Genomic DNA, 22,609 nt, shown 5'->3' with positions numbered 1-22,609 from the left:
CCTCTAATTGGAAATATATTATTAAATTTTAGTCAATAAACTGTGTAAAATTCCCCTTATTTTTTGAATCCAACATCATGCCTACTGCTTAAAAGAGTATTTTTTTACCCATAAATGCGTTATAATTAATACCAAATATAGTACGAGAAGGGTGAACTTACATGGAGAAAACTAGTAAAACCTATCAGGCATATATTGAAATACTCAAGCGGGAGCTGGTGCCAGCCATGGGCTGCACGGAGCCTATTGCCATTGCATATTGCGCTGCCAAGGCCCGTGAAGCGTTGGGAAAGCTGCCGGATAAAATCACAGTAGCTGCCAGCGGAAACATCATAAAGAACGTAAAAAGCGTTATTGTCCCAAATACTGATGGCCGTAAGGGTATCGAAGCCGCAGCAGCCATCGGAGTGCTGGCTGGTGATGCCAATGCCGCGTTGGAGGTAATAGCCCATGTAAAACCGGAGGATAAGGAAAAAATTGGCAGCTACATGGAAAACACCGAAATCCATGTGGATGCCGCCCAATCTGAGCATGTATTGGACATTATCGTTACTGTATGGAGCGGAAGCGATACCGCTGAGGTGCATGTAGTAAATGAACACACCAATATAGTTAAAATTTCCAAAAATGATGCGGTTATATTTGAAAAGGAAATTGTAGACTCCGTTGATACTGGCAAGCCAGATTATGAATGCATGACAATTGAGGATATTTACGATTTTGCCATGACCTGTGATCTTAACGACATCAAAGAAACCATTGATCGTCAGATTGCCTACAACACCGCTATTTCCGACGAGGGACTGAAAAACAACTATGGTGCCAATATAGGGAAAACCCTTCTGAAGGCTTATGGAAATGATGTTCATGTTCGTGCCCGGGCCCGGGCTGCTGCTGGCTCCGATGCCCGCATGAACGGCTGTGAAATGCCAGTGGTTATCAACTCCGGAAGTGGCAATCAGGGGATGACTGTTTCCCTTCCAGTTATTGAATATGCCAAGGAGCTGGGCAACTCTCAGGAGGAGCTGTACCGTGCCCTTCTGCTATCCAATCTTGTCACCCTCCACGAAAAGGAGGGTATTGGCCGTCTTTCTGCCTACTGTGGAGCTGTAAGTGCCGGAGCCGGGGCAGGAGCTGGCATTGCCTGGCTGTGCACCAAGGATTACAGTGCCGTAATCCACACCATCGTCAATGCTCTTGCCATTACCTCCGGTATCGTCTGTGACGGTGCCAAGGCCTCCTGTGCAGCCAAAATATCCGCTGCCGTGGATGCGGGCATTATGGGATTCGAGATGTTCCGCAACGGACAGGAATTTTACGGTGGCGACGGTCTTGTTCTGAAGGGTGTGGAAAACACCATCAGAAACATCAGCCGCCTAGGCCGCATTGGCATGAAGGAAACGGACAAGGAAATAATCAAAATGATGATCGGACAATAAGTCTTTCCCGTAGAAAAGCAGGGCTGTCAATGACAACCCTGCTTTTTTTGTTCCTACACTAAGGCGTTTTTGAGTTTAATATTCCGTTGGTGTTTTCGGGTCAGGCATTCTGCCGCCGTATGTAACTCCCTGGCCACCATTGTATTTCTTCAAAAGCTCATGGGGCAGCTCCCGCCATTTGTGGAAATTATTAATGGCATTTTTCTCCAGAGCAGCAGCGAACTTCTCCCGACTGTGGCCCTTGTAAGACTTGACCAATCCCAAAGATGTTTTCTCCGAATCCTCCACGGCCTTGCTGACCATCGGTGACATAATATTGAAGAACCCCTGATTCAGGGCCATAACCTCGTTGGAGGCCCAATACAGTTTGTCCGGATTGTAGGTATCCCGCAGGGCCTTGTCATAGACCTTTGGAAGCTTGCCCACAGTAAGAGGTATGAATGGATTTTCATACGGAGCATTGGTGGAGAACCATACCACCGGTGATGGCAGGGACTCATTGAGCTGCACAATGTGGGTATAAGACGTCTTGGCGGAAAGAATGGAACGCTGTCCCTCCTCCACCTCATAATGATAAGGTGAACCATAAAGCCCGGACAGAGGGCCCCTGGACTTATCATATTCTGTGCCGGCATAATAGTTGCGATACAAACGGGCCAAATCCTCCACTCCTAATTTCCTCTCAGGATGAATGGACAAAGGATATGTCTTGGCATCCCAGTCCGCCACTCTTGATGGCAGATTACGGGATGGAGCCACATCGTTCATGGCACTCCATACACGGCGCTGGGAATAGTATGGATGGTGGAATTCTCTTGACTCCATGGAGCGTACCCAATCCAGATTTCCATTTTCATCATAGGCTGCCCATTCGGCATCCTTAATCATCTGAGGCAGCTTTGGATTAAAAATCTGGTCAGGATTTCCCTCTTTAATGGCACGAATTCTCAACTGATTGGCGGCAATGAAAAAATCTCCGTCAGGAATCCTCTCCGCAATCCAAAAGCCTCCCTTTCCCCCGGGAGCTGGCTGCATTTCCAACACCCAGCACTCATTTTGGTCAGCCACCGCCAAGGTTTCTGCAGTACCCCATAAACCATACTCATCAATTAGACTGCCCATCAGTTCTATGGCTTCCCGGGAAGTCTTGCACCGTTCCAAAGCAACACGGCTCAGCTCTGCGGCGTAGAAAATACCTTCCCCTTCCCTATAAGGTGCCTCCGGCAAGTGAGCGGACATATCGGTGCATTCACCAAAAATCAGCCCGTGCTCATTGGCCACGCCATAAGCCGCATCCATATAAGCATAGGTGTGCTCCACCTCCGGGATGTAGCCAATAGGCTTTGTCTTTGGACGTCCCGGGTAATTATAGTCATCGCTGCGCTCCGGGGCCACCAGATTTGGCTGGGCAAAGCAGTTGTAGTCCGGCATTTCAGTCAATGCAGCCGCTGATGGATACACTGGCCGCATACTGCCGCGTGGATGGTCCTTGGCTGGTACAAAGGCAAGATTCATATCACTGCCAAAGGCATCATTGGAGTGTGAAACAATCATGCTCCCATCCTCGGAAGCCCCCTTGGTCACCACCATTACCGTACATGCTTCCGTACTGGCTCCCAGAAGCATAAGTGCAGTCATTCCTGCTGCAATAGTCTTTAACAATATGGCCACCTCCCATAAATTTAATCCTAGAAATCCGGGTACATATGCTGTATACGGGTACACTTCTACACGGGAGGTAGTATTCCTGCAATAAAATAAAAAAAGCGTCCTGCTTGCACAGGACGCCATGTTTCAATATTACCAATACATATTTAAGAAATTGCCCATATAAGCATAGCCATTCATGCGTGTCATGGCACTGCTGGTATAAACCTGAGCCGTCTTCAGCTCCTTGCCAAAGAGGGACTCAACAGATGGGAACAGCTGATCCTTCTGGGCATTAGCGGCACTGATGTGTGACTCGGTCTTGCCTGCTAAGCCATCCTTGCCCATGATACGGGATACCTTATCCGGAGAATTGGTAATGGCATTAGCCAGCTTGTCCTCATCTACGGTAAGACTGCCATCCTTGCCAACACTAATACCAATGCTGTTATAATTTGAAGCACGATAAGAAGTATCAGCAAACATCTCACTTACCCGGCCCATACGCTTGGAAATAGCAGCATTGTCCTTCATAAAGCTAACAGTGTCATTGTAGCTGCTTACGAAGTCCTTTACGTTCTTCAGGGCAGTCTTCAGACCATCGCTCATCTCGGTCTGGGTGCTGGTAGTGGTCTTGCCGTCCTTATCAGTGGTGGTAACATCCTTCGTTGTCAAAGCATCCTTACCCACATTAAAATCAGTGGACTTCAGAGTCTTTAAGGACTTGGAAAGGTCATCCATCTTTGAACTGAAGTCCTCGTTGAAATCCTTTCTGGTGCTTTCGTAGGAAGAAAGCAGCTCCCGGGCACTTTCCTTTACGCCATAGATATCAGCAGCATTAAAGCCAACCCCGCTGCTGCTCTGATTATTGGCATAATTGTTCCACATTGTGGAAATGGCATTATTCTGATTTGCAGACTTTTTGCCACCGGAAGAAATGCCATAATTCTGAGTAAATTGGCTAAAACTGTAATTATTGTTAATCATAGAATTAATTGTCATAGCCATAAGTCATCCACCTTTCATCCTTGAAACCTCATACATCCTATATAGCAATAACAAAGCGCACAATTTTCCTATTGTGATTTTATCATATTTTAGCCTTTTTGTCACTGTATTTATATAAGAAGGAAGTGGTCATATTTCTGCCCATTCAGCTTCTTTAAAGCCTACCGACACCTTATCCTCGGCTACTAAAAGAGGACGCTTTACCAGCCTACCATCCGTTGCCAATAATTTTAGCTGTTCCTCCTCACTCATAGAAGGCAACTTATCCTTCAGCTGCATTTCCCTATATATCATGCCACTGGTATTAAAGAATCTCTTTAATGGCAGTCCGCTCTTTTCATGCCACTCCTTAAGCTCATCATAAGTAGGATTGTCAGTAGCAATATTTCTTTCAGTATATTGTATTTTATGTTCCTCCAGCCACTTCCTTGCCCTCTGACAGGTGGTACATTTTGGATAACATATAAATAACATATTTACAGCCCCTTTATGTTATATATCAACATTAAGTCATAATTTGGCCCCTTCTGGTTGGACGTGACCTTTTTTATAATGAACATTTATCATAAATTACATCTTTTTTGACTTATAAATAAACGATCCTACTAAAGCTATTATACCGACACCAAGTATAAAAAACAAAACAGCAAACACATTCTGATGGGTCGAATAAAAATCATCACCATATATTCCAGGTATCATTATGTTAATAAAAAGCAAGAAAGAAAAAACTTCACTAAAGTACCTACGCTTCGTTATTTTTAATCTATGTAACGCAACAACTAACGGAATAAAAAAAGGAACCACTAATGTTAAAGACCCCAAGGCATGAAAAATTAATCGAGCAAAACCTTGAATATTAATAAAAAAATTAACCACAGAAACATTTTTAGGAATCATAGGTATGCACAACAAAGCCGCAGACAAAACGAGCCTGTGAAAAAATCTCTGTAAATAGAGTCTTCTATGGCAATAAAAACTATATATTTCATAATTTTGCTGGAATTGGTTGAAACCGGTTCCAGCATTTTTCTTAGCTGTAATTTTAGACAACTCAATAAACTGAGGACTGGCTCCAGGCCTCAATTTCAATAAAGTTGCAACAAGAAATAGCCTAATATTCAAGCCGATCTTCGTACATAATGCTTAATTCGCCGTATACACGGCCCCAATTACGAATCGGCATAGTCCATTTTTTAGTGGCTTCCAGAGTAGCAAGATATAGTGCCTTCATTAAGGCCTGTGAATCCGGGAAAACGCTGCGCTGGCGGTTAAGACGCCTGTAGCTGGAGTTGAGGCTTTCAATAGCGTTAGTGGTATAAATTACCTTCCTGACCTCCGACGAAAATTTGAAAATTGGCGTTATTACATCCCAATTTGTCTTCCAGCTCTTCATGGCATTAGGATATTTATCCTTCCATTTTTCAGTAACGGCATTGCGGTTTTTTCGGCCCTGTTCTTCGGTAACGGCGTGGTAAATGCTCTTTAAGTCAGTAGCAAATTCCTTACGGTCTTTATCTGCCACATATTTTAATGTGTTGCGTACCTGGTGAACAATGCAGCGCTGGTATTCGGCTTTGGGGAAGGCTGCTACAACAGCCTCCTTCATGCCGGTCAGGCCATCGGCACAGATAATTAAAATATCCCTAAGGCCACGGTTTTTAAGTTCATTGAATAAATTGAGCCAATACTTGGCACTCTCATTTTCACCAATGTAGATGCCCAATACTTCTTTTATGCCGTCTCTGTTTATTCCAAAGATAACATAAGCTGCCATTTTCCTAATGATGCCGTTATCCTTTACAGAGTAATGAATTGCATCAACAAATACCACAGGATAGATGCTGGATAAGGCCCTATTTTGCCAGTCCTGTATTTCAGGCAACAATTTATCCGTAACATCAGAAATAAAGCCTTCAGAAACATCGAAGCCGTAAATGTCCTCTATGGTATCCGAAATCTGTCTGGTGGTCATGCCTTTGGCATACATGGATATAATTTTCTTGTCAATGTCCGAAATGTCCTTCTGGCGCTTTTTGACAACCTGTGGTTCAAAGGTGGACTGCCTGTCCTGGGGAACATCAATCTGAAAACTGCCATAACTGCTGTTGACAGTTTTCGTCTTGTAGCCGTTACGACTATCCTCGTTGTCTGAACGCTCAGATTTCTGGTAGCCAAGATGGCTATCCATTTCCGCCTCCATCATCTCTTTGATGGTTCCACCAAGTAGATCTTTCAAAGCATTCTGAATGTCTTCCGCTGTTTCAATCTCATATTCAGACAAGAGCTGCTGAATGATCTGTCGCTTACCTTCTGTCATCTGAACATGGTGAACAGGTTTCTTTGATTTTTTTGCCATAGTAAAAGGCCTCCTATGATTCTATATTTTACCATAGAAGACCTTAACTGTTGCTGTTGTTATTATTTACAGAAAAACTTTCACACTCTCGACAAAACAGCAACAAAAATGCACTTAGCTAGATGGATTACCACGTCTTTGCCTTTTTCATGATTAAAAGTTTTATTATCAGGACATTCCTGGTGAGTATAAACGATTTTGTTATTATTTTGGACTGTATTACCGGCATAAATTTTATGATTCATTATCATATCTGTTTTATGATTGCAACTTGATGTAGTACGCATACTTGAATCATCTACAGGTAATTTATATCCACACTTTATACAATATACGGAATCATCAGGAAGTTTTGTGCCACATTTCATACAGAACATGATTGCTCAGCTCCTTATTGATATGTAATTATTATTCATAAGTCGGCTTTACACTTTTTATAATTTTATTTGCCAATTCATCTGCCTTCTTATCGGAATCATCATACTCTATGTAAACTAACCACATTTTATTTTGATCGCTGACAACCAGACACTGTATTTTATGTGTTATATTACCTTCTAATGTCTGTCCAATAATTTTACTTCCATCCCAAGTACCGTATTTCTCTGATTCTTTCTTAGTTATCACAAAACTTGGCCTGGTTGTTTTTAATTCTTTTACAAATTCCTCTAAATATTGATTTCTATCCTTTTCACTCAACATGAGAAATACTTCTGTCCAATTTACTTTAAATACAAACCTTTCAGAGGTTCCAGCTTGCCAAAGGGAATAAGCTGTCAGCTGACTAACTCTACTATCTCCAGTCTTACTGCTTTTTTGCTCTAGTTCTTTTAGTTCAACTGGGGACAATACTGTTAATTTTGTATTAGCATATTTAATTGTTGTTTCATGTAAACCATCAGAGGAAAACATAAACCATACAGCAAGAAATAAAAATGCTATTACACCTGCAACTGCAAAACCTTTTATACTAATCCTATTTTTTGCGCTTTGCTTACTATTACAAACTTGTTCACTGACTGCAGTATTAGTTGAATCTTGTAGCACAGGATCAGGTGATTCTGGTGTTTGACTGCAATAATCATCATTTTGACTATTTGTATCTATCCCTTCATTTGCAGTTGGTGACAATATCTCTACTTTTATTCCACATTTTGAGCAAAACGTAGCATACTCTGGTAACTCTTTTCCACATTTTCTGCAAAACATATTTATTCCTCCTAGTATAATAGTCACTCACACGAGAATTCTATACATGGTAATATTATTCCTTTAAATTCGTTAAAAAAATTAAACAAGAATTATATAATGGAGTGGTCTATATGTTTGGAATTGGAGTACCAGAATTAATAATACTATTACTGCACTTGTAACAGGATTACCTATATACCTGGCAACAATAATAGACATTATCAACATATTCCTCTGCTCGCTAATAATCTTGAGCCTTAAAATCTGAGTTTCCTCGCTCAATAATAATTGCCAACCAACTAGTCATACTTGTTTGTTGACGAAGTTGAATAGTGCACTTCAATAACATCCAACAATACTGGGATATTGTTAAAGTTTTCACGAAAGTTGAAACAAATTTAATTTCTATAATGTTCGTATGATGCTAATCAATCCGTGATAAACACAACTTTATATTGGGCAGATATACTTATTCGATATACCACTTTTCTGATATTTTAGCATTATCACTGTCCGTTGTCGGATTAGCCTGTGCAAATTTGGTAAGGGTCGGCAAATTAATTGCACTACCAAACACCAACGCGTTTCCAGTTTGAAGGTAAGTAAGCCTTTCTATCATATTCTGATTAATATACGGCACCATCCTTGAAATATACTGCAAATCGTCAGGATTTTGCACACGATGAACTATAAAATTACTACACTGAGATACAACTGTTTTTGATAATTCGCTGGGACGCTGAGAAGATATTCCTAAAAGCATACCATACTTACGTCCTTCTTTAGCAATTCTCTCAAAAATATTATACCCAACCGCGCCATAATTTGTTTCATTTCTAATGAATCTGTGCGCTTCTTCTATAACAAAATTAATCGGTGTTTCTGCTTTTACTTCCTTTTTCTTCAAATAATCCAATAACAATTTAGCTAATACTTTAGTTACAACTTCAGCGGAAACATCATCTAACGAACTAAGGTCCAAATCAACGATTTGATTTTCACCAAGCAGCATTCTGATGTAATCATCGACATTACTGTAACCTGTTTTAGAAAGAATACGTCCTTGAGGTCCTTCTTGAATGCTTTGTAAACGAGTCATCAATGTTGCAGTATATTCTTGTATTCTCTGAGAACTGACACTTCCTTCATACAAAGTTGCAAATTCAACCGCTTTAGCAAAATCGTCAAGACTATACGGGATCATAGCTCGCGTAGCATTTTCAACAATAGCATCTGGATTTAAATGATTTGTCAGAAATGAAATAACATCTTCCTCATCCGACATTGAGCCATAATTTATAGCTATAGCCTGCCTCAAACGCTTTCCCGTTGATAAAGTAGAATCCATATTAATTTCATTGGTTCCAAATTTAGTGATTATTGCTTTTAACTTGTCCGACTTAGATGGAGACGAATCCGAGCTCTGAATAATTCCTAATAATGTCGAAGCTAATATATGATTCTTTAATTCAGTATTAGACATTTCAGTATTATAAAATACACGCGCTATATCTAGTGCCCGTTTTAATACAGGCATTTGCGTTTTTTCAGATGCGTGCAACAATGTTGCCCAATCATCAACAGATAAAGCCCACACAGGTATTTCAAACTTATTCTGACTATCTTCATCGGTCTCCATAAGTGAATGCTTAATCTGGTGATTAACCTCCTTTAGTTTTGAGAACGCCTTATTATATTCTCCATTGGAATCTATTATCACAAATTTAGCTCCCTTGGCAGAATAATTACTCTTTTCAAAAATATTTTGTAACACTCTAGCAACAGTATTAGATTTTCCTGCACCAGTATTTCCAAATACAGCAAAATGAAATCCAAAGAACTTATCGATATTGATTTTCACATCGTAATCCGGGAAAATAACGGATTTACCTATTGTAAGTAAAACTGCCCGGGTTTTATCAGAATCCTCAGCAACCTTTACCACCTCTTTACCGACTTCAAGCATCGAAACAAGTTCCTTTTGGGAAATCATATACACTGCAGAAAAAATAAGTGGCATCTTCGATACGCCAAAACAAAACTTATCCTCTACTATTTCTCCAATAAGATTTAAGTACACTTGTCTTTTACTATTGGGCTTAACTAATTCATCTGAATTAAAAGGCTGTGTTTTCTCATCGACCCCAACTATTTCAGCAATAACGGTTCTACCGATTTCATAAATAGATACATACGATCCTACTTCTCCCACAAATAAAATCCCATCAATTGTATTTATATAGTTTCCGAGATCAGAATTTACATCCGCAATTACTCCATGAATTCCCACAGATGTGATCTTTCCTATTTCACGACTACTCATTTTTTGCTCCCTCAAATACTTTTATCAAATCAGAGACCATAGGCAACTCTATCTGCTCTTTTATATCAGTCTGAACATCAGGCATTACTTTTTCTACAAAATTTTTGAAATAATGAATCTTATCCTCCGAATTAATAACTATAATGCGTGAATCATTCATTTCAATTAATTTTGATATTGCATCACTTTGGCCAAAAACTACAAGTTTAAATGTCGGTATTGCTAATGAATTTAGGATCAACCTATTAATGTGATCATCACCAAAACTATATCCTAACGTTATTAACACACTATTTTTCTTAAGTAACGCTGTTTCCATTGCTCTAAACAAATCAGAGTACGGCGTCATTAATGTAGTTCTATCTTTTAATGGTGTGGGGTAGATCATTACTGTCTCATCATCATTTATATGCTCACAGTCTATTTCATAAATCTTATTATCTTTTTTTATCCACGAGATAGATCCATGAATCTTGTATAAATTATAGAAATTCGGTACTCTTTCCCATACATTTTTTGAAATGTTCATATTCTCGACGTATGCATATTTATAACTAACCGGATTAAAAGATCTTTTATATTTACCAATGAATCCGTTATTGTATGGAAAAGACAACGAATCTAATGCCTGTTCATTATATAAATCATAGTTAGTTGTAAAGATATTAATAGGATTTTTTCTTCCTCTAGAAACTGTCTTCAAATAAAAGTTATGATAAAATCTTAAAACTTCTGCACCATGCAACCCTTCTGTAATACGTCTCCTAATAAATTTCTGGACCATACAAATCTTATTCTCAATATCTTTCTCGATGGATTTCACTTTTCCCGCAACATAAATTGCCCCCATTGTTTCGAGCATTTTCTCGAGGTTTCCCTCAAAAATATGTTCAACTTCAGATTCAGCTATTGTAAATCCAGGATTTTCTTCAAAAAAACCTTTATATAGAGTTGCCATCCCAGGTATTCCTTGTTCTTTATTATTAACTATATGACTTGAGCAACCTGCGCCCAGAAAAAAATTCAAATTATCCAACTGGAGAAACTGAGCCACCTCATTTTTAAGGCATTCTAAATCTATTATTTTTTTATTTTTTCCTCTAAAATAAGATATATTTTGAAACCTTTCCATCCCTAACTCCTCCCAAGATTATAATTAACATAGCTTATACTTCGCGTATTTTCCGCCGCAATACTTGTATATCTTTCCTGTCTCAACCAGCTTCTTTATTTCGGAATATGCTTGATCTGGTGTTATCTTCAACAATTCAACCACATCTTTCTTTGTGATAATTCCATCTTGTGTACGAGCTAACTTAATAATCATTTCAGGATATGCCACTCTATCTATACCTGTTTGTCTAACATATTGGATGCTTTTATTACTTTCCTTATATACTTTCCCAGATAGAATATATGATCTTGACTTGCCACTTCCGACTCCTTCAACCAGGCCATCCTCAATTAAGTTTTCTAAAGCTCCAAGCAGTTTCCCCTTTGCCAAATGTGTCATTTCTACAATGCGTTCTACCGTAAGTCGTTTCTCATTCTTTAATAACGAGAGAATCATTAGAGCATATATTGACAATGGGCTTCTTCGTCTATTTTGCTCATCTGATATAAATTTCGTAAACATATCATCTGCTTTGGCTCTTTGAATGAACAGCCTAACATTGGTACTTGTAGTGTCAGAATAGTCCGGCCAAGGTCTTCCATAGATTATAGAACCTTCATATATACGATCTATACCGCGCCCTGTTTTCTCTGCAAGTCCTATTCGCTTTAAAGCATCTGCAAGAGCAGGGTTTTTACCATGTGGTTCTACTGTTAGTAGATTATCCAATGTAACCCCATCGATAAAGCCCCCTGGACTACTTATAGTCATTCCTTCATCATCGATTAGTACACGAACCGTACCCAGCATAGTATAATCTCGATGACAAAAAGCATTAATCAATCCTTCACGAAATGCCGCTTTATCAAATTCCGGTACCGCAACCCTAAATAAACCATCTTCCACTTCGCGTTCAGGATTCCAAGCGTCTGCATATGTTTCGAATTTTTCAAATACTTCAAGTAAAGGTGCCGAGGTCTCCGTATTTATTCTAACTTTCGTACCCTCCAATACCTGAAAAGCTGCCTTTACCGTAGGCATCAGCTCAGCAATTCGATTTTCTTTCCCTAAAATAAGCATCCCCGTGACTGTCGGATAAACTTTGCCATCCACTTCTGTAGTAAATCGCAAAGCCTTATCTAACTCTTCATCCGTTAGGCTAAGCAGATTTTTCTCCCCTCCTGGTTTTGTCTGTATAATATTTCTTAATCTAGTTCTTTGATTTGGATCAAAATCATTTACCGTAGCACCTGCGAGCGGTCCTGCTGAAAAGTCCAACAATGCCAATTCTGACAATCTTGTAACAATTTCATACGAAAACATCGGAATAACTTCCGGAGTCCCGTCTGCTTTTAATCTACGCTTTAACATTTTTCCCGATCTTGTTGAAACCACCGTTCTGCTTACAGGAATTTCAATCTTGAGTACATCTTTTTCATCCTCTGTTACTACTTCAGCACGAACAGATACAGATGGTACCGTATTATTTGCAATAAGAGCTGTTACTCCTATTGTATCTTTATGTATTTTGTGAATTCCAGTTATCCGTCCATCATCCTCTACTCCTAAATACAAAGTTCCCCCCTTTGTATTAGCCATACCAACAATTTCATCAATTAATTCGTTATCAGGATACCTTTTTAAATCACTTTTAAATTCAATTATCAAGTCCTCTTTATAGGGAACAGTACGCATTTTTAATCCCTCCCCCACTATATTTTAACTCAATTATAATTCGGTATATTATATTTGTCGAGTTAAAATCGAGTTAAAATCGAGTTAAACCATATAAGTACAACAGAATAAACGCCAATGCCAATAAAAAAATCCCTACAAACCGCTAAAAATCACGTTTTGTAGGAATTTTTGCATTTTATTCAAACTCTATAGTAGCAGGTGGTTTACTGGTGCAATCATACATTACACGGTTTACACCCTTTACCTCGTTTACGATGCGGTTGGTAACCTTGTGAAGAACCTCCCATGGAATCTGTGCGCTTTCAGCGGTCATAAAGTCGCTGGTCATTACAGCTCTAAGGGCAATAGCATAATCGTAGGTTCTGAAGTCACCCATTACGCCTACAGAGCGCATATTGGTGAGTGCTGCAAAATACTGGCCCAAGTTCTTGTCCACCCCAGCCTTTGCAATTTCCTCACGATAAATTGCGTCAGCATCCTGAACGATTTTTACCTTCTCAGCAGTTACCTCGCCAATAATACGGATACCGAGGCCAGGACCTGGGAACGGCTGACGATTTACCAGATATTCTGGAATCTCCAGCTCACGGCCAGCCTTACGAACCTCATCCTTAAAGAGAAGACGAAGTGGCTCCACAATTTCCTTAAAATCTACATAATCTGGCAAACCACCCACATTATGATGGGATTTTATAACAGCAGATTTTCCAAGTCCACTTTCAATTACATCCGGATAAATAGTACCCTGTACCAGGAAGTCAACAGCACCAATTTTCTTGGCCTCTTCCTCAAATACACGGATGAACTCCTCACCGATAATCTTACGCTTTGCCTCTGGCTCAGTTACACCCTTGAGCTTTTCATAGAAGCGCTCCTGGGCATTAACCCGGATAAAGTTCAAATCATAAGGACCATCTGGGCCAAAGACAGCCTCCACCTGATCCCCTTCATCCTTGCGGAGAAGTCCGTGATCTACAAATACGCAGGTAAGCTGCTTGCCAATAGCCTTTGACATGAGAACAGCTGCCACAGAGGAATCTACACCGCCGGAAAGAGCACACAGTGCCTTGCCGCTACCGATCTTCTCCTTCAGCTGCTTAATTGTAGTTGCCACAAAGGAATCCATGCGCCAGTCACCAGCGCATTCACAAACCTTGTAGACAAAGTTACTGAGCATCTTAGAGCCTTCCACGGAATGAAGGACCTCTGGATGGAACTGTACAGCATAAATCTTACGCTTCTCATCCTCCATACCAGCTACAGGGCATACAGGAGTATCAGCAGTAATCTCAAAGCCCTCAGGAGCCTTGGAAATATAATCGGTATGACTCATCCAACAGATAGTCTTGCTGGAAACGCCATCAAATAATTTTGAAGAAGAACTCTTGATAGCAACCTCTGTCTTGCCATACTCACTAACAGGGGCGGTGTCCACCTTGCCTCCAAGAAGATGGGCAATGAGCTGGGAACCATAGCAAATACCCAGAACAGGCACACCCAATTCAAATATTTCAGTGCTAATGGTAGCAGACTCAGGTTTATATACGCTGTTTGGACCGCCAGTAAAAATAATGCCTTTAGGGTTCATTTCCTTAATCTTCTCGATGCTTAAAGTATTAGGGTGAACCTCACAGTATACATTACACTCACGAACACGACGGGCAATCAGCTGATTATACTGACCACCAAAATCCAATACCAGTATCATTTCGTTTGCCAAGAGCTTTAGCCTCCTTCAATTTTAGTCTAGAACATTATACCCCAGTTATACAAATTTTTCCATCCTAAATGGAAAAATAAAGGAGACTGCCTAAGGCAATCCCCTAAAAATCATTATTCATCTTCCTCAGGCCACTCCTGGCGATAATCATCAATGGCATCTCTGGCAGCACTGTAGTCAAATCCCTTGCCATACATATACTGCTGCATTTTCCGAAAATCTGCCCCAGGCTTAAATCTGCTCCTTACTACTCTGCCCGCCTTTTCAAGCTCCCTAGCATATATGTCATCAGGGACACAGGAACGGACCAGGCTACTGTCATAACCCTTTTGCATCAGCTTTGCGCAAATCTGCTTCACACTATAGCTGGAGGACTCATAAAGGTATTCAAAGCGCCTTCTGCAGCCCGCCTCGTCATCTATATAGTGCTTGTCCCGAAGCCACTCTATAGTCTCCTTAATCTCATCCTCACTGTATTCCTTCCTTGTGAGCTTTTCCGTAAGCCGTCTTACGCTTTGATCACTTCTGGAGAGTAAATCCACCGCCTTGGCCTTTGCCGATGGCTTAGGTTTATTTTTACCACGGGAGGTTTTATTAATCATCACTGCCAGCCTTAGACTTCTTGCTTGGTGAAGTCAGCTTCTGCAAAACAGCTTCATCCTTCAGCATTTCATGAACCTTACCTTCTATTTCCTCAAAGAGCTCTGGCTGATTTCTCAAAATCTCCTTAACAGTGTCCTTACCCTGACCCAGGCGAGTATCATTGTAAGAATACCAGGAGCCGCTCTTCTGGAGGATTTCCAAATCAGCTGCGATATCTATAAGGCTGCTTTCACGTGACACACCTTCACCATACATAATATCAAACTCAGCAACCTTAAACGGTGGAGCCACCTTATTCTTTACAACCTTGACTCTGGTTCTGTTTCCCAATACATTGGTTCCCTGCTTGACAGTATCATATTTTCGTACATCAAGACGAACAGAGGCATAGAATTTCAATGCACGACCACCAGTAGTAACCTCAGGGTTACCATACATAACGCCGACCTTCTCACGAATCTGGTTAATGAATATAGCCGTAGTACGGGACTTACTGATAACGCCTGTAAGTTTGCGCATAGCCTGACTCATAAGACGAGCTAAAAGTCCCACATGGGCATCACCCATTTCGCCTTCTATTTCAGCCTTTGGTACCAAAGCCGCTACGGAATCCACTACAATAATGTCAATGGCACCACTGCGAACAAGGGCTTCAGCAATCTCCAGTGCCTGCTCACCAGTATCTGGCTGGGAAATCAGCAGGTTATCGATATCTACCCCCAGCTTCTTGGCATATACAGGGTCCAAGGCATGCTCCGCATCAATAAATGCCGCAATACCACCATTTTTCTGTGCCTCGGCAATCATGTGCAAAGTAACTGTGGTTTTACCAGATGATTCCGGACCATAAATCTCAATGATACGTCCACGAGGAATACCGCCTACACCTAAGGCTATATCTAACGGTAGGATACCTGTAGGAATAACCTCCACGTTCATGTTGTTGGCAGCATCGCCAAGACGCATAATAGCTCCCTTACCATAATCCTTTTCAATCTGCTTCAAAGCACTTTTTAACGCTTCTTCCTTCTCCATTAACACTAAACTCCCTTCTATGTTAACATGATTATTTTTAGAATATCCATTCTATATTTTCGTTTCACTGCTATGTATTATACCAAACAAAAGTTTTTAATACAATACCTATTCTTACACTGGTAAAAATATTATCCACCTATTTATTACCTTTACATTATACCTCTTTATAACTAAAAAATGAAGCTATTTATTAAAAATAGCTTCATTTTATTAAATGGTATTATATTTTATACAAACCTCTTATCATGTTCATTCTTTTTCTTCTTGTTCCAGCCCACCATATCGGCAAACCGAACAGTGATAATGTAGAAGGTTGGAATAATGAAAATACCAATAAAGGTTGCAAATAACATACCACCAACTACGGCAACACCCATACCATTACGAGCCGCTGCACCTGCACCAGAGGCTACTGCCAATGGCAGACAGCCGATGATAAATGCAAAGGAGGTCATGAGAATAGGACGAAGACGGAGTCCGGCGGCTTCAATAGCTGCCTTCAGAGGATTCATACCCATATCAGCACGGGCCTTGGCAAATTCTACGATCAAAATCGCATTTTTGGCCGACAAACCGATGAGCATGATTACGCCGATCTGCATATACACACTATTCTGAAGGCCTGCATTAGGACCCACAGTCAAGGTCTCCAACAAGCTGACAGCCAATTCAGAGAACAGGGCACCAAATATACCTACCGGTACGCAAAGAATAACGGCAAATGGTACGCTCCAGCTTTCATAGAGAGCTGCCAGACAAAGGAATACAAAGACGAGGGCCAATGCCAATACTTTACCAGTGGAATCGCCACTCTTGATTTCCTCACGTGCCTGACCGGACCACTCAATATGATAGCCGTTAGGCGCAACTTCATTTACAATTTCTTCCATTGCAGCAATAGCCTGACCAGAAGAATACCCACTAGCGGCATTACCCTGGAAGGATACAGCCTTGGAAGCATTGAAACGATGTACAATAGAAGGAGCTGTACTCATTCTAGGAGTAAGTAATGACTCCAAAGGAATCATCTCTCCAGAGCTGTTGCGGACAAACATAAACCGCATGTCATCGGCAGCAGTACGATATGCCTTATCCGCCTGCAACATAACCTTGTAGCTTCGACCAAATTCATTAAAGTCATTTATCTGATTACCACCATAGAATACCTGCATGGTATTAAAGATATCAGACAGCTGAACACCAAGGCTCTTGGCTTTATCACGGTCAACATCATACTGTACAATAGGAGAATTAACCTTAAATGTTGAACGGACACCCTGCAACTCGGGACGCTGATTTGCAGCAGCCACGATTTTCTGGGAAACCTCATTTAATTCTTCATCGGTATGTCCAGACAAATCCTGAAGCTCCATCTGCCAACCACCTACGTTACCAAGACCTGGCAACGCCGGCATATTGAATGCTACAACTTGGGCCTCTGGGGCAACCTTAGCACCTACAGCAAAGGTTTTTCCAATAAGGGCATTAATGGACAAATCAGGTGTGGTTCGGTCATCCCAATTTTTCAAGCCGACGAACATAGTTCCGGCATTTGATTTAGTACCAAAGGAGAAAATATCAAAACCAGTGATGGCAATAACATTTTCAATACCATCCATTCCCTTTACTGCAGTGGATACATTATCCATTGTAATGGATGTCTGATTAATAGATGTACCCTCTGGCAGGGTTACGGAAATCGCATAATACCCCTGGTCCTCATCAGGAACGAAGGTACTAGGCACAATCTTATAAAGCAGGCCCGTAAGACCCGTTATAATAACGATTAGTATTACTGCATACTTGGCATTTCCAATGAACCAGCCAACTACCCCCTGATAGCTGATGCGAATTTCATTGAACTTATCATTAAACTTTTTAAAGAACCGGTCTAATACACTGCTATCTCTTTCCTGCTTGGCATCATAATCCACTGGTTTAAGAATCATTGCACATAAGGCCGGTGTAAGAGTCAACGCCACAAAGGCTGACAACGCCATGGAGATAGCAATGGTCAAAGCGAACTGTCGATACAATACACCCATCATGCCACCCAGGAAAGCAACTGGTATGAATACGGCAGCCAATACAAAGGCAATGGCTACTACCGGTCCCTGAACCTCATCCATAGCACGCTCAGTGGCATCAATAGGGGTAAGGCCGGTACTCATGTGATGCTCTACATTCTCGATAACAACGATAGCATCATCAACTACCAGACCTATGGCCAATACCATAGCAAACAGGGTCAGAGTATTAATGGAGAAGCCCAAAATTATAAAGGCAATAAAGGTACCAATAAGAGATACTGGAACAGCCAACAATGGAATCAAGGTTGCCCGCCAGTTCTGAAGGAATATAAATACAACCAATACTACCAGCAAGAGCGCCTCTACGAAGGTCTCAACTACTTCCTTGATGGAGGAACCGATAAAATCTGTCGTATCTACGATATACTGCAGCTTTAAATCAGGAGGGAAGGATTTTTCCGCTTCTTCCAAAATCTCACGTACCTCGGCTACAGTAGTCATGGTATTAGCATCTTCTGTCAGCTGTATACCAAAAGCGACTGTATTAGGAGCACCATTCATTTTGGAGAAAACCGCATACTGCTTGGCACCCTTTTCTACCCTGGCCACATCCTTCAGATGCACCATGGAACCGTTATGATCTCTCTTGATTACAATGTTACCAAATTCTTCAGAGGTAACCAGTCGACCGTCAATTTTACCGGTGAACTGCTTTTCCTGCTGGTCGCGAATTGGCAACGCACCTACGGTACCAGCAGGGGCCTGAAGATTCTGCTCATTAATAGCAGCGGTGATATCGCTTACAGTAAGATTCAGCTCTGCCAAACGATCCGGATTCAACCATATACGCAAGGCATGGTCAGCACCAAAGGCCTGTACCGAACCTACACCATCAACGCGCTTAATTCTATCAATCAAATAGATATCTGAATAGTTTTTTATCCAGGTACTGTCGAAGGTTCCTTCAGGAGATACCAGTGCCGCCATAAGGGCCATGGTATTTGAAGATTTAGATGTTACAACACCTACTGTTTTTACAGTATCTGGCAACGTAGGATTTGCAACAGCTACAGCATTCTGTACCTTAACTGCGTCCATGTCACCATCAGTACCCAACTCAAATACAACAGATAAGGAGTAATAACCGGAGTCAGAAGCATTGGAATTCATATAATCCATCCCCTGAACACCGTTAACCTGCTGCTCAATAATCTGAGCAACAGTTTCATTTACTACCTTGGCATTTGCACCTGTATATGTTGTACTTACAGATATGGTTGGCGGTGCAATCTGCGGATATTGGGCAATAGGAAGCTGAAAAGCAGAAATCAAACCACCAATTACAATAATAAGGGATATAACTATCGCAAATATTGGTCTATGTATGAAAAATTTAGACACCAGTCTACCCCCTTATTCGTGCTTTTCAACAAATGAGAAGCCCATGTCATCTGCAGAAACCGTAGTAACTGCCATCTCTACACCCTCAGTAAGATTTGTAAGTCCCTCAACCACAACCTGCTCGCTGCCGTTGAGACCACTCTTAATTACATAATAACTTCCAACACTTTCGCCAAGTTCTACAGGGACAACAACGGATTTGTTGCCTTCTCCAACAACTATAACAAAGGATTTACCCAAAAGCTGTTGTACGGAACGCTGAGGAACCAAAATGGCATCCTTGATGGTATCACCCACCAAACGGGCACGGGCAAACATGCCTGGAATCAGGACACCCTTGGAATTATCAAACTGTGCCTTAAGCATAAGGGAAGATGTGCTACCCTCCATAGCGCGGTCAACAGCCACAACATTACCAAGGCCTGGATATTCCTTACCATCAGAAAGAACAATGCGAACATTTTTAGTTGGCAGAGCCTGACCTGGAACTACAGAATTATCAACATACTTAAGATATTCAGCCTCGCTGACACTGAACTGTACCATCATAGGATCACTGGTACCAATAGTAACCAGAGCCGTGGTACCAGCAGCCGCATAAGTACCAACTGCCACATCATCAACAGACAGCTTACCGCTCATTGGAGCATAAACTATTGTATCATCAAGATTCTGCTGTGCTGTCTGAACCAATGCCTCCATTGCGGAAACATTTGCTGCAAGGGCATTCACCTGAGCCTGCTGATTAGTCAGGACCTGCTCAGAAATAGCCTCAGCGGCAAAAAGCTGCTGATCTCTGGCCAAATCAACTTTAGCATTATTAAGATTTGCCTGAGCCTGGGCGAGATTAGCCTGAGCATTCAAAAGAGCAGCCTGATATGTTCTGGAATCTATTCTGTACAAAGCCTGACCAGCCTGAACCTGATCACCACCCTTAATGTACTTTTCCACAATAGTACCAGAAACCTTGGAAGTCACCTTAGTGGTGTCCTTGCCAATAACAGTACCCGGATATTCCAGAGTAACAGGGGTATCACGCTTAATAACATTCATCGCCTTAACCTGAGGTGCTCCCCCACCCTGCCGCTGGCCAGCCATCTGTGACATAAGGAACATGTAGCCGCCTATAACTGCTGCAATAACAGCAACGACACATATTACAATACCTTTTTTAGATAACAAGTCATATTCCTCCTCATATAAATAATAAAAAACTTGTGTAACAATATTAAATAAAACGAACTTCCGCTATAATATGCTACAGCAGAAGAAAAACATTGTCAACGCAAACTAGGTACGAACTATACGCTTTTATATAACTCGTACCTAGTCTTACTAGCCTATTATATGTTTTTTCAAAATGTATACGGTTAGAATAAGATTAAATTTTGATTAGAATTCGATAATTTCAAGATCATCAGGAACGAAAACATTGCCATCAAAATACTGCTTTGCCTCTGCCGTATATGCAGCTTTGCGGGTATCGATTGTCTTGTCCTCAGTGTGGTACAGGATCAGATTCTTCACTTCGAGTTTTTGGCCCAGTTCAGCAGCCTCCTTGCAGGTGCTGTGATGCTTCTCATAAGGCTTGAAAATCTCCCTGTCCCCATATTTGCAGAATGCCTCAGATAGCATCCAATCAGCCCCCTTGGCATATTCCTCACAGCCTTCACTAAATGGCTCATCTCCCAGACAGGTCATCATAAGATTATCCTCCTTAAACTGGAGTTGATAGCCAAACTGCTTTGCCTTGGTGGAATAAATATCAAATACATTAATATCAAAATTAGGAAGCTCAATAACCTGACCATCCCAGATCTCATGAATAATAATATCATCACCAATGTGTTCAAAATCCTTGCGCTTCAGCATCATTTCACACATGCTGAGAAGGATGTCCTTCACCTCATCATGGCAATAAACATGAAACTCACCATCATATTTACTGCTGTTCATCAATGAAGCAATCTTTCTGATAACCCAAACTGCCCCCATAATATGATCAGTATGGGCATGAGTAATATACATGTGGTGAAGCTTATTATAGTCCGCCCCTGCCATCTCCAGCTGGCGAAGTATTCCGTTACCGCCACCAGCATCAGTCAAAAACAGCTGCCCATCTGACGTCTCAATCAGAAAACAGGTGTTAAATACCTTGGTAACCATGGCATTACCAGTACCTAAAAAAATAAGCTTCCTCATATTATTACCTCCCATAATGCAATATATTAGAATAATCGCTCATATAGAAATATTTAACCGTGTTCTCTTACCTCTAATAATAAAGGACTGTTGCCAATAACGCAACAGTCCTTTAATTATTTATTCATTTTTTCTAGAGCTTGCTTGGCAGCCTGCTGTTCGGCGGCCTTTTTGCTTGGGCCGGTTCCAATTCCTAAAACTTCATCATTAAGCCTTACTTCAAATTTAAACACTTTGGCGTGATCGGGACCATCTGAGCCAATCATGCAGTAGGAGATTTTATTTTCTCCATGTCGCTGAACCAGCTCCTGAAGCATCGTTTTATAATCCTTCACTGTGGATACACCATTTTCCACCTGTTCAAGGTGTTCCTCCAACTGACGGATGACGTAGGCCTGGGCACAAGCCCATCCCTGGTCCATATAAATTGCCCCAATTACTGCTTCAAAGGCATCCTCCAAAATAGAAGCACGTTTGCGGCCACCGGAGCTTTGTTCTCCGTGACCCAAAAGCAGATAATCACCCAGATTAAGCTCAGCTGCACGACTGGAAAGACTTGCCTCACAAACGACAGCTGCTCTGGATTTAGTAAGATCTCCCTCAGGAAGTTCTGGGAAATGTTTAAAAAGATAGGTGCTGATAGCAAGCTCCAGCACCGCATCTCCTAAAAACTCCAAGCGTTCATTATGCTCTACACGAATGCGAGACTCATTTGCATAAGAGGTGTGGGTAAGGGCCTGATGAAGCCAACCAATGTGCCTAAAGCGCACACCCAGCTGACCTGCAAGTCCTTCCAAGCGCCTCCTGCGTTCTGCAGTCACACGCTCAACCATAAT

General features: G+C 41.2%; 18 protein-coding genes. 1 reads left to right on the top strand and 17 read right to left on the bottom strand.

What is annotated here, in order from left to right:
- The first annotated feature begins 161 nt into the window (after nt 1-161).
- Nucleotides 162-1,439 carry a serine dehydratase subunit alpha family protein gene (locus T355_RS0102760; RefSeq protein WP_027396422.1) on the top strand — a complete coding sequence of 426 codons (1,278 nt, stop codon included), beginning with the start codon at nt 162-164 and terminating at the stop codon, nt 1,437-1,439.
- Between the two features lie 75 nt (nt 1,440-1,514).
- On the opposite strand, the gene T355_RS13290 is transcribed toward T355_RS0102760, so the two are convergent.
- The 17 genes from T355_RS13290 to rnc form a co-directional block, all read right to left on the bottom strand.
- Entirely contained in the window at nt 1,515-3,101 is a 1,587-nt protein-coding gene (locus T355_RS13290; protein ID WP_051555325.1) for a C69 family dipeptidase, read from the bottom strand.
- 138 nt (nt 3,102-3,239) lie between these two features.
- Nucleotides 3,240-4,094 (bottom strand): flagellar filament capping protein FliD, encoded by an 855-nt coding sequence (gene fliD, locus T355_RS0102750; protein WP_027396421.1) that lies wholly within the window; start codon nt 4,092-4,094, stop codon nt 3,240-3,242.
- Nucleotides 4,095-4,223: 129 nt separating this feature from the next.
- On the bottom strand, nt 4,224-4,568 hold the full coding sequence (locus T355_RS0102745) for an arsenate reductase family protein (RefSeq protein WP_027396420.1): 345 nt from the start codon (nt 4,566-4,568) through the stop codon (nt 4,224-4,226).
- Between the two features lie 96 nt (nt 4,569-4,664).
- Nucleotides 4,665-5,219, bottom strand: coding sequence for a hypothetical protein (locus T355_RS0102740; RefSeq protein WP_027396419.1), 555 nt, complete (start codon nt 5,217-5,219; stop codon nt 4,665-4,667).
- Nucleotides 5,209-6,414 carry an IS256 family transposase gene (locus T355_RS0102735; protein WP_197019542.1) on the bottom strand — a complete coding sequence of 402 codons (1,206 nt, stop codon included), beginning with the start codon at nt 6,412-6,414 and terminating at the stop codon, nt 5,209-5,211. The genes T355_RS0102740 and T355_RS0102735 overlap by 11 nt, the downstream gene beginning before the upstream one ends.
- A 119-nt stretch (nt 6,415-6,533) precedes the next feature.
- A complete protein-coding gene (locus T355_RS15590; RefSeq protein WP_419670091.1) occupies nt 6,534-6,821 on the bottom strand; it encodes a zinc-ribbon domain-containing protein in 288 nt (95 codons plus the stop codon).
- Between the two features lie 40 nt (nt 6,822-6,861).
- Complete coding sequence (locus T355_RS0102725) at nt 6,862-7,662, bottom strand: zinc ribbon domain-containing protein (protein WP_027396417.1); 801 nt, start codon at nt 7,660-7,662, stop codon at nt 6,862-6,864.
- 451 nt (nt 7,663-8,113) lie between these two features.
- A complete protein-coding gene (locus T355_RS0102720; protein ID WP_027396416.1) occupies nt 8,114-9,967 on the bottom strand; it encodes an ATP-binding protein in 1,854 nt (617 codons plus the stop codon).
- Complete coding sequence (locus T355_RS0102715) at nt 9,960-11,099, bottom strand: SIR2 family protein (RefSeq protein ID WP_027396415.1); 1,140 nt, start codon at nt 11,097-11,099, stop codon at nt 9,960-9,962. The genes T355_RS0102720 and T355_RS0102715 overlap by 8 nt, the downstream gene beginning before the upstream one ends.
- Before the next feature lie 24 nt (nt 11,100-11,123).
- Nucleotides 11,124-12,776 carry an RNA-binding domain-containing protein gene (locus tag T355_RS0102710; protein ID WP_027396414.1) on the bottom strand — a complete coding sequence of 551 codons (1,653 nt, stop codon included), beginning with the start codon at nt 12,774-12,776 and terminating at the stop codon, nt 11,124-11,126.
- Between the two features lie 178 nt (nt 12,777-12,954).
- Nucleotides 12,955-14,487 (bottom strand): glutamine-hydrolyzing GMP synthase, encoded by a 1,533-nt coding sequence (gene guaA / locus T355_RS0102705; RefSeq protein ID WP_027396413.1) that lies wholly within the window; start codon nt 14,485-14,487, stop codon nt 12,955-12,957.
- Between the two features lie 125 nt (nt 14,488-14,612).
- Nucleotides 14,613-15,101: a regulatory protein RecX gene (locus T355_RS0102700; RefSeq protein ID WP_027396412.1), complete on the bottom strand. Its 489-nt coding sequence runs from the start codon at nt 15,099-15,101 to the stop codon at nt 14,613-14,615.
- Complete coding sequence (recA, locus tag T355_RS0102695) at nt 15,094-16,137, bottom strand: recombinase RecA (protein WP_027396411.1); 1,044 nt, start codon at nt 16,135-16,137, stop codon at nt 15,094-15,096. The genes T355_RS0102700 and recA overlap by 8 nt, the downstream gene beginning before the upstream one ends.
- Nucleotides 16,138-16,367: 230 nt before the next feature.
- Complete coding sequence (locus T355_RS0102690) at nt 16,368-19,571, bottom strand: efflux RND transporter permease subunit (protein WP_027396410.1); 3,204 nt, start codon at nt 19,569-19,571, stop codon at nt 16,368-16,370.
- A 12-nt stretch (nt 19,572-19,583) separates the two neighbouring features.
- A complete protein-coding gene (locus tag T355_RS13280; protein ID WP_231482967.1) occupies nt 19,584-20,753 on the bottom strand; it encodes an efflux RND transporter periplasmic adaptor subunit in 1,170 nt (389 codons plus the stop codon).
- 210 nt (nt 20,754-20,963) lie between these two features.
- Nucleotides 20,964-21,773 carry an MBL fold metallo-hydrolase gene (locus T355_RS0102680; protein WP_027396409.1) on the bottom strand — a complete coding sequence of 270 codons (810 nt, stop codon included), beginning with the start codon at nt 21,771-21,773 and terminating at the stop codon, nt 20,964-20,966.
- Between the two features lie 116 nt (nt 21,774-21,889).
- The gene (gene rnc / locus T355_RS0102675) at nt 21,890-22,606 is read right to left on the bottom strand and encodes a ribonuclease III (RefSeq protein WP_027396408.1); all 717 of its coding nucleotides are present in this window, start codon (nt 22,604-22,606) and stop codon (nt 21,890-21,892) included.
- Nucleotides 22,607-22,609 lie beyond the last annotated feature (3 nt).

The sequence above is a fragment of the Anaerovibrio lipolyticus LB2005 genome, from assembly GCF_000621545.1.
Classification (GTDB): domain Bacteria; phylum Bacillota; class Negativicutes; order Selenomonadales; family Selenomonadaceae; genus Anaerovibrio; species Anaerovibrio lipolyticus_A.
The sequence above is the reverse complement of the archived record's forward strand: the minus strand, read 5'-3'. Positions and strand labels throughout refer to the sequence as shown.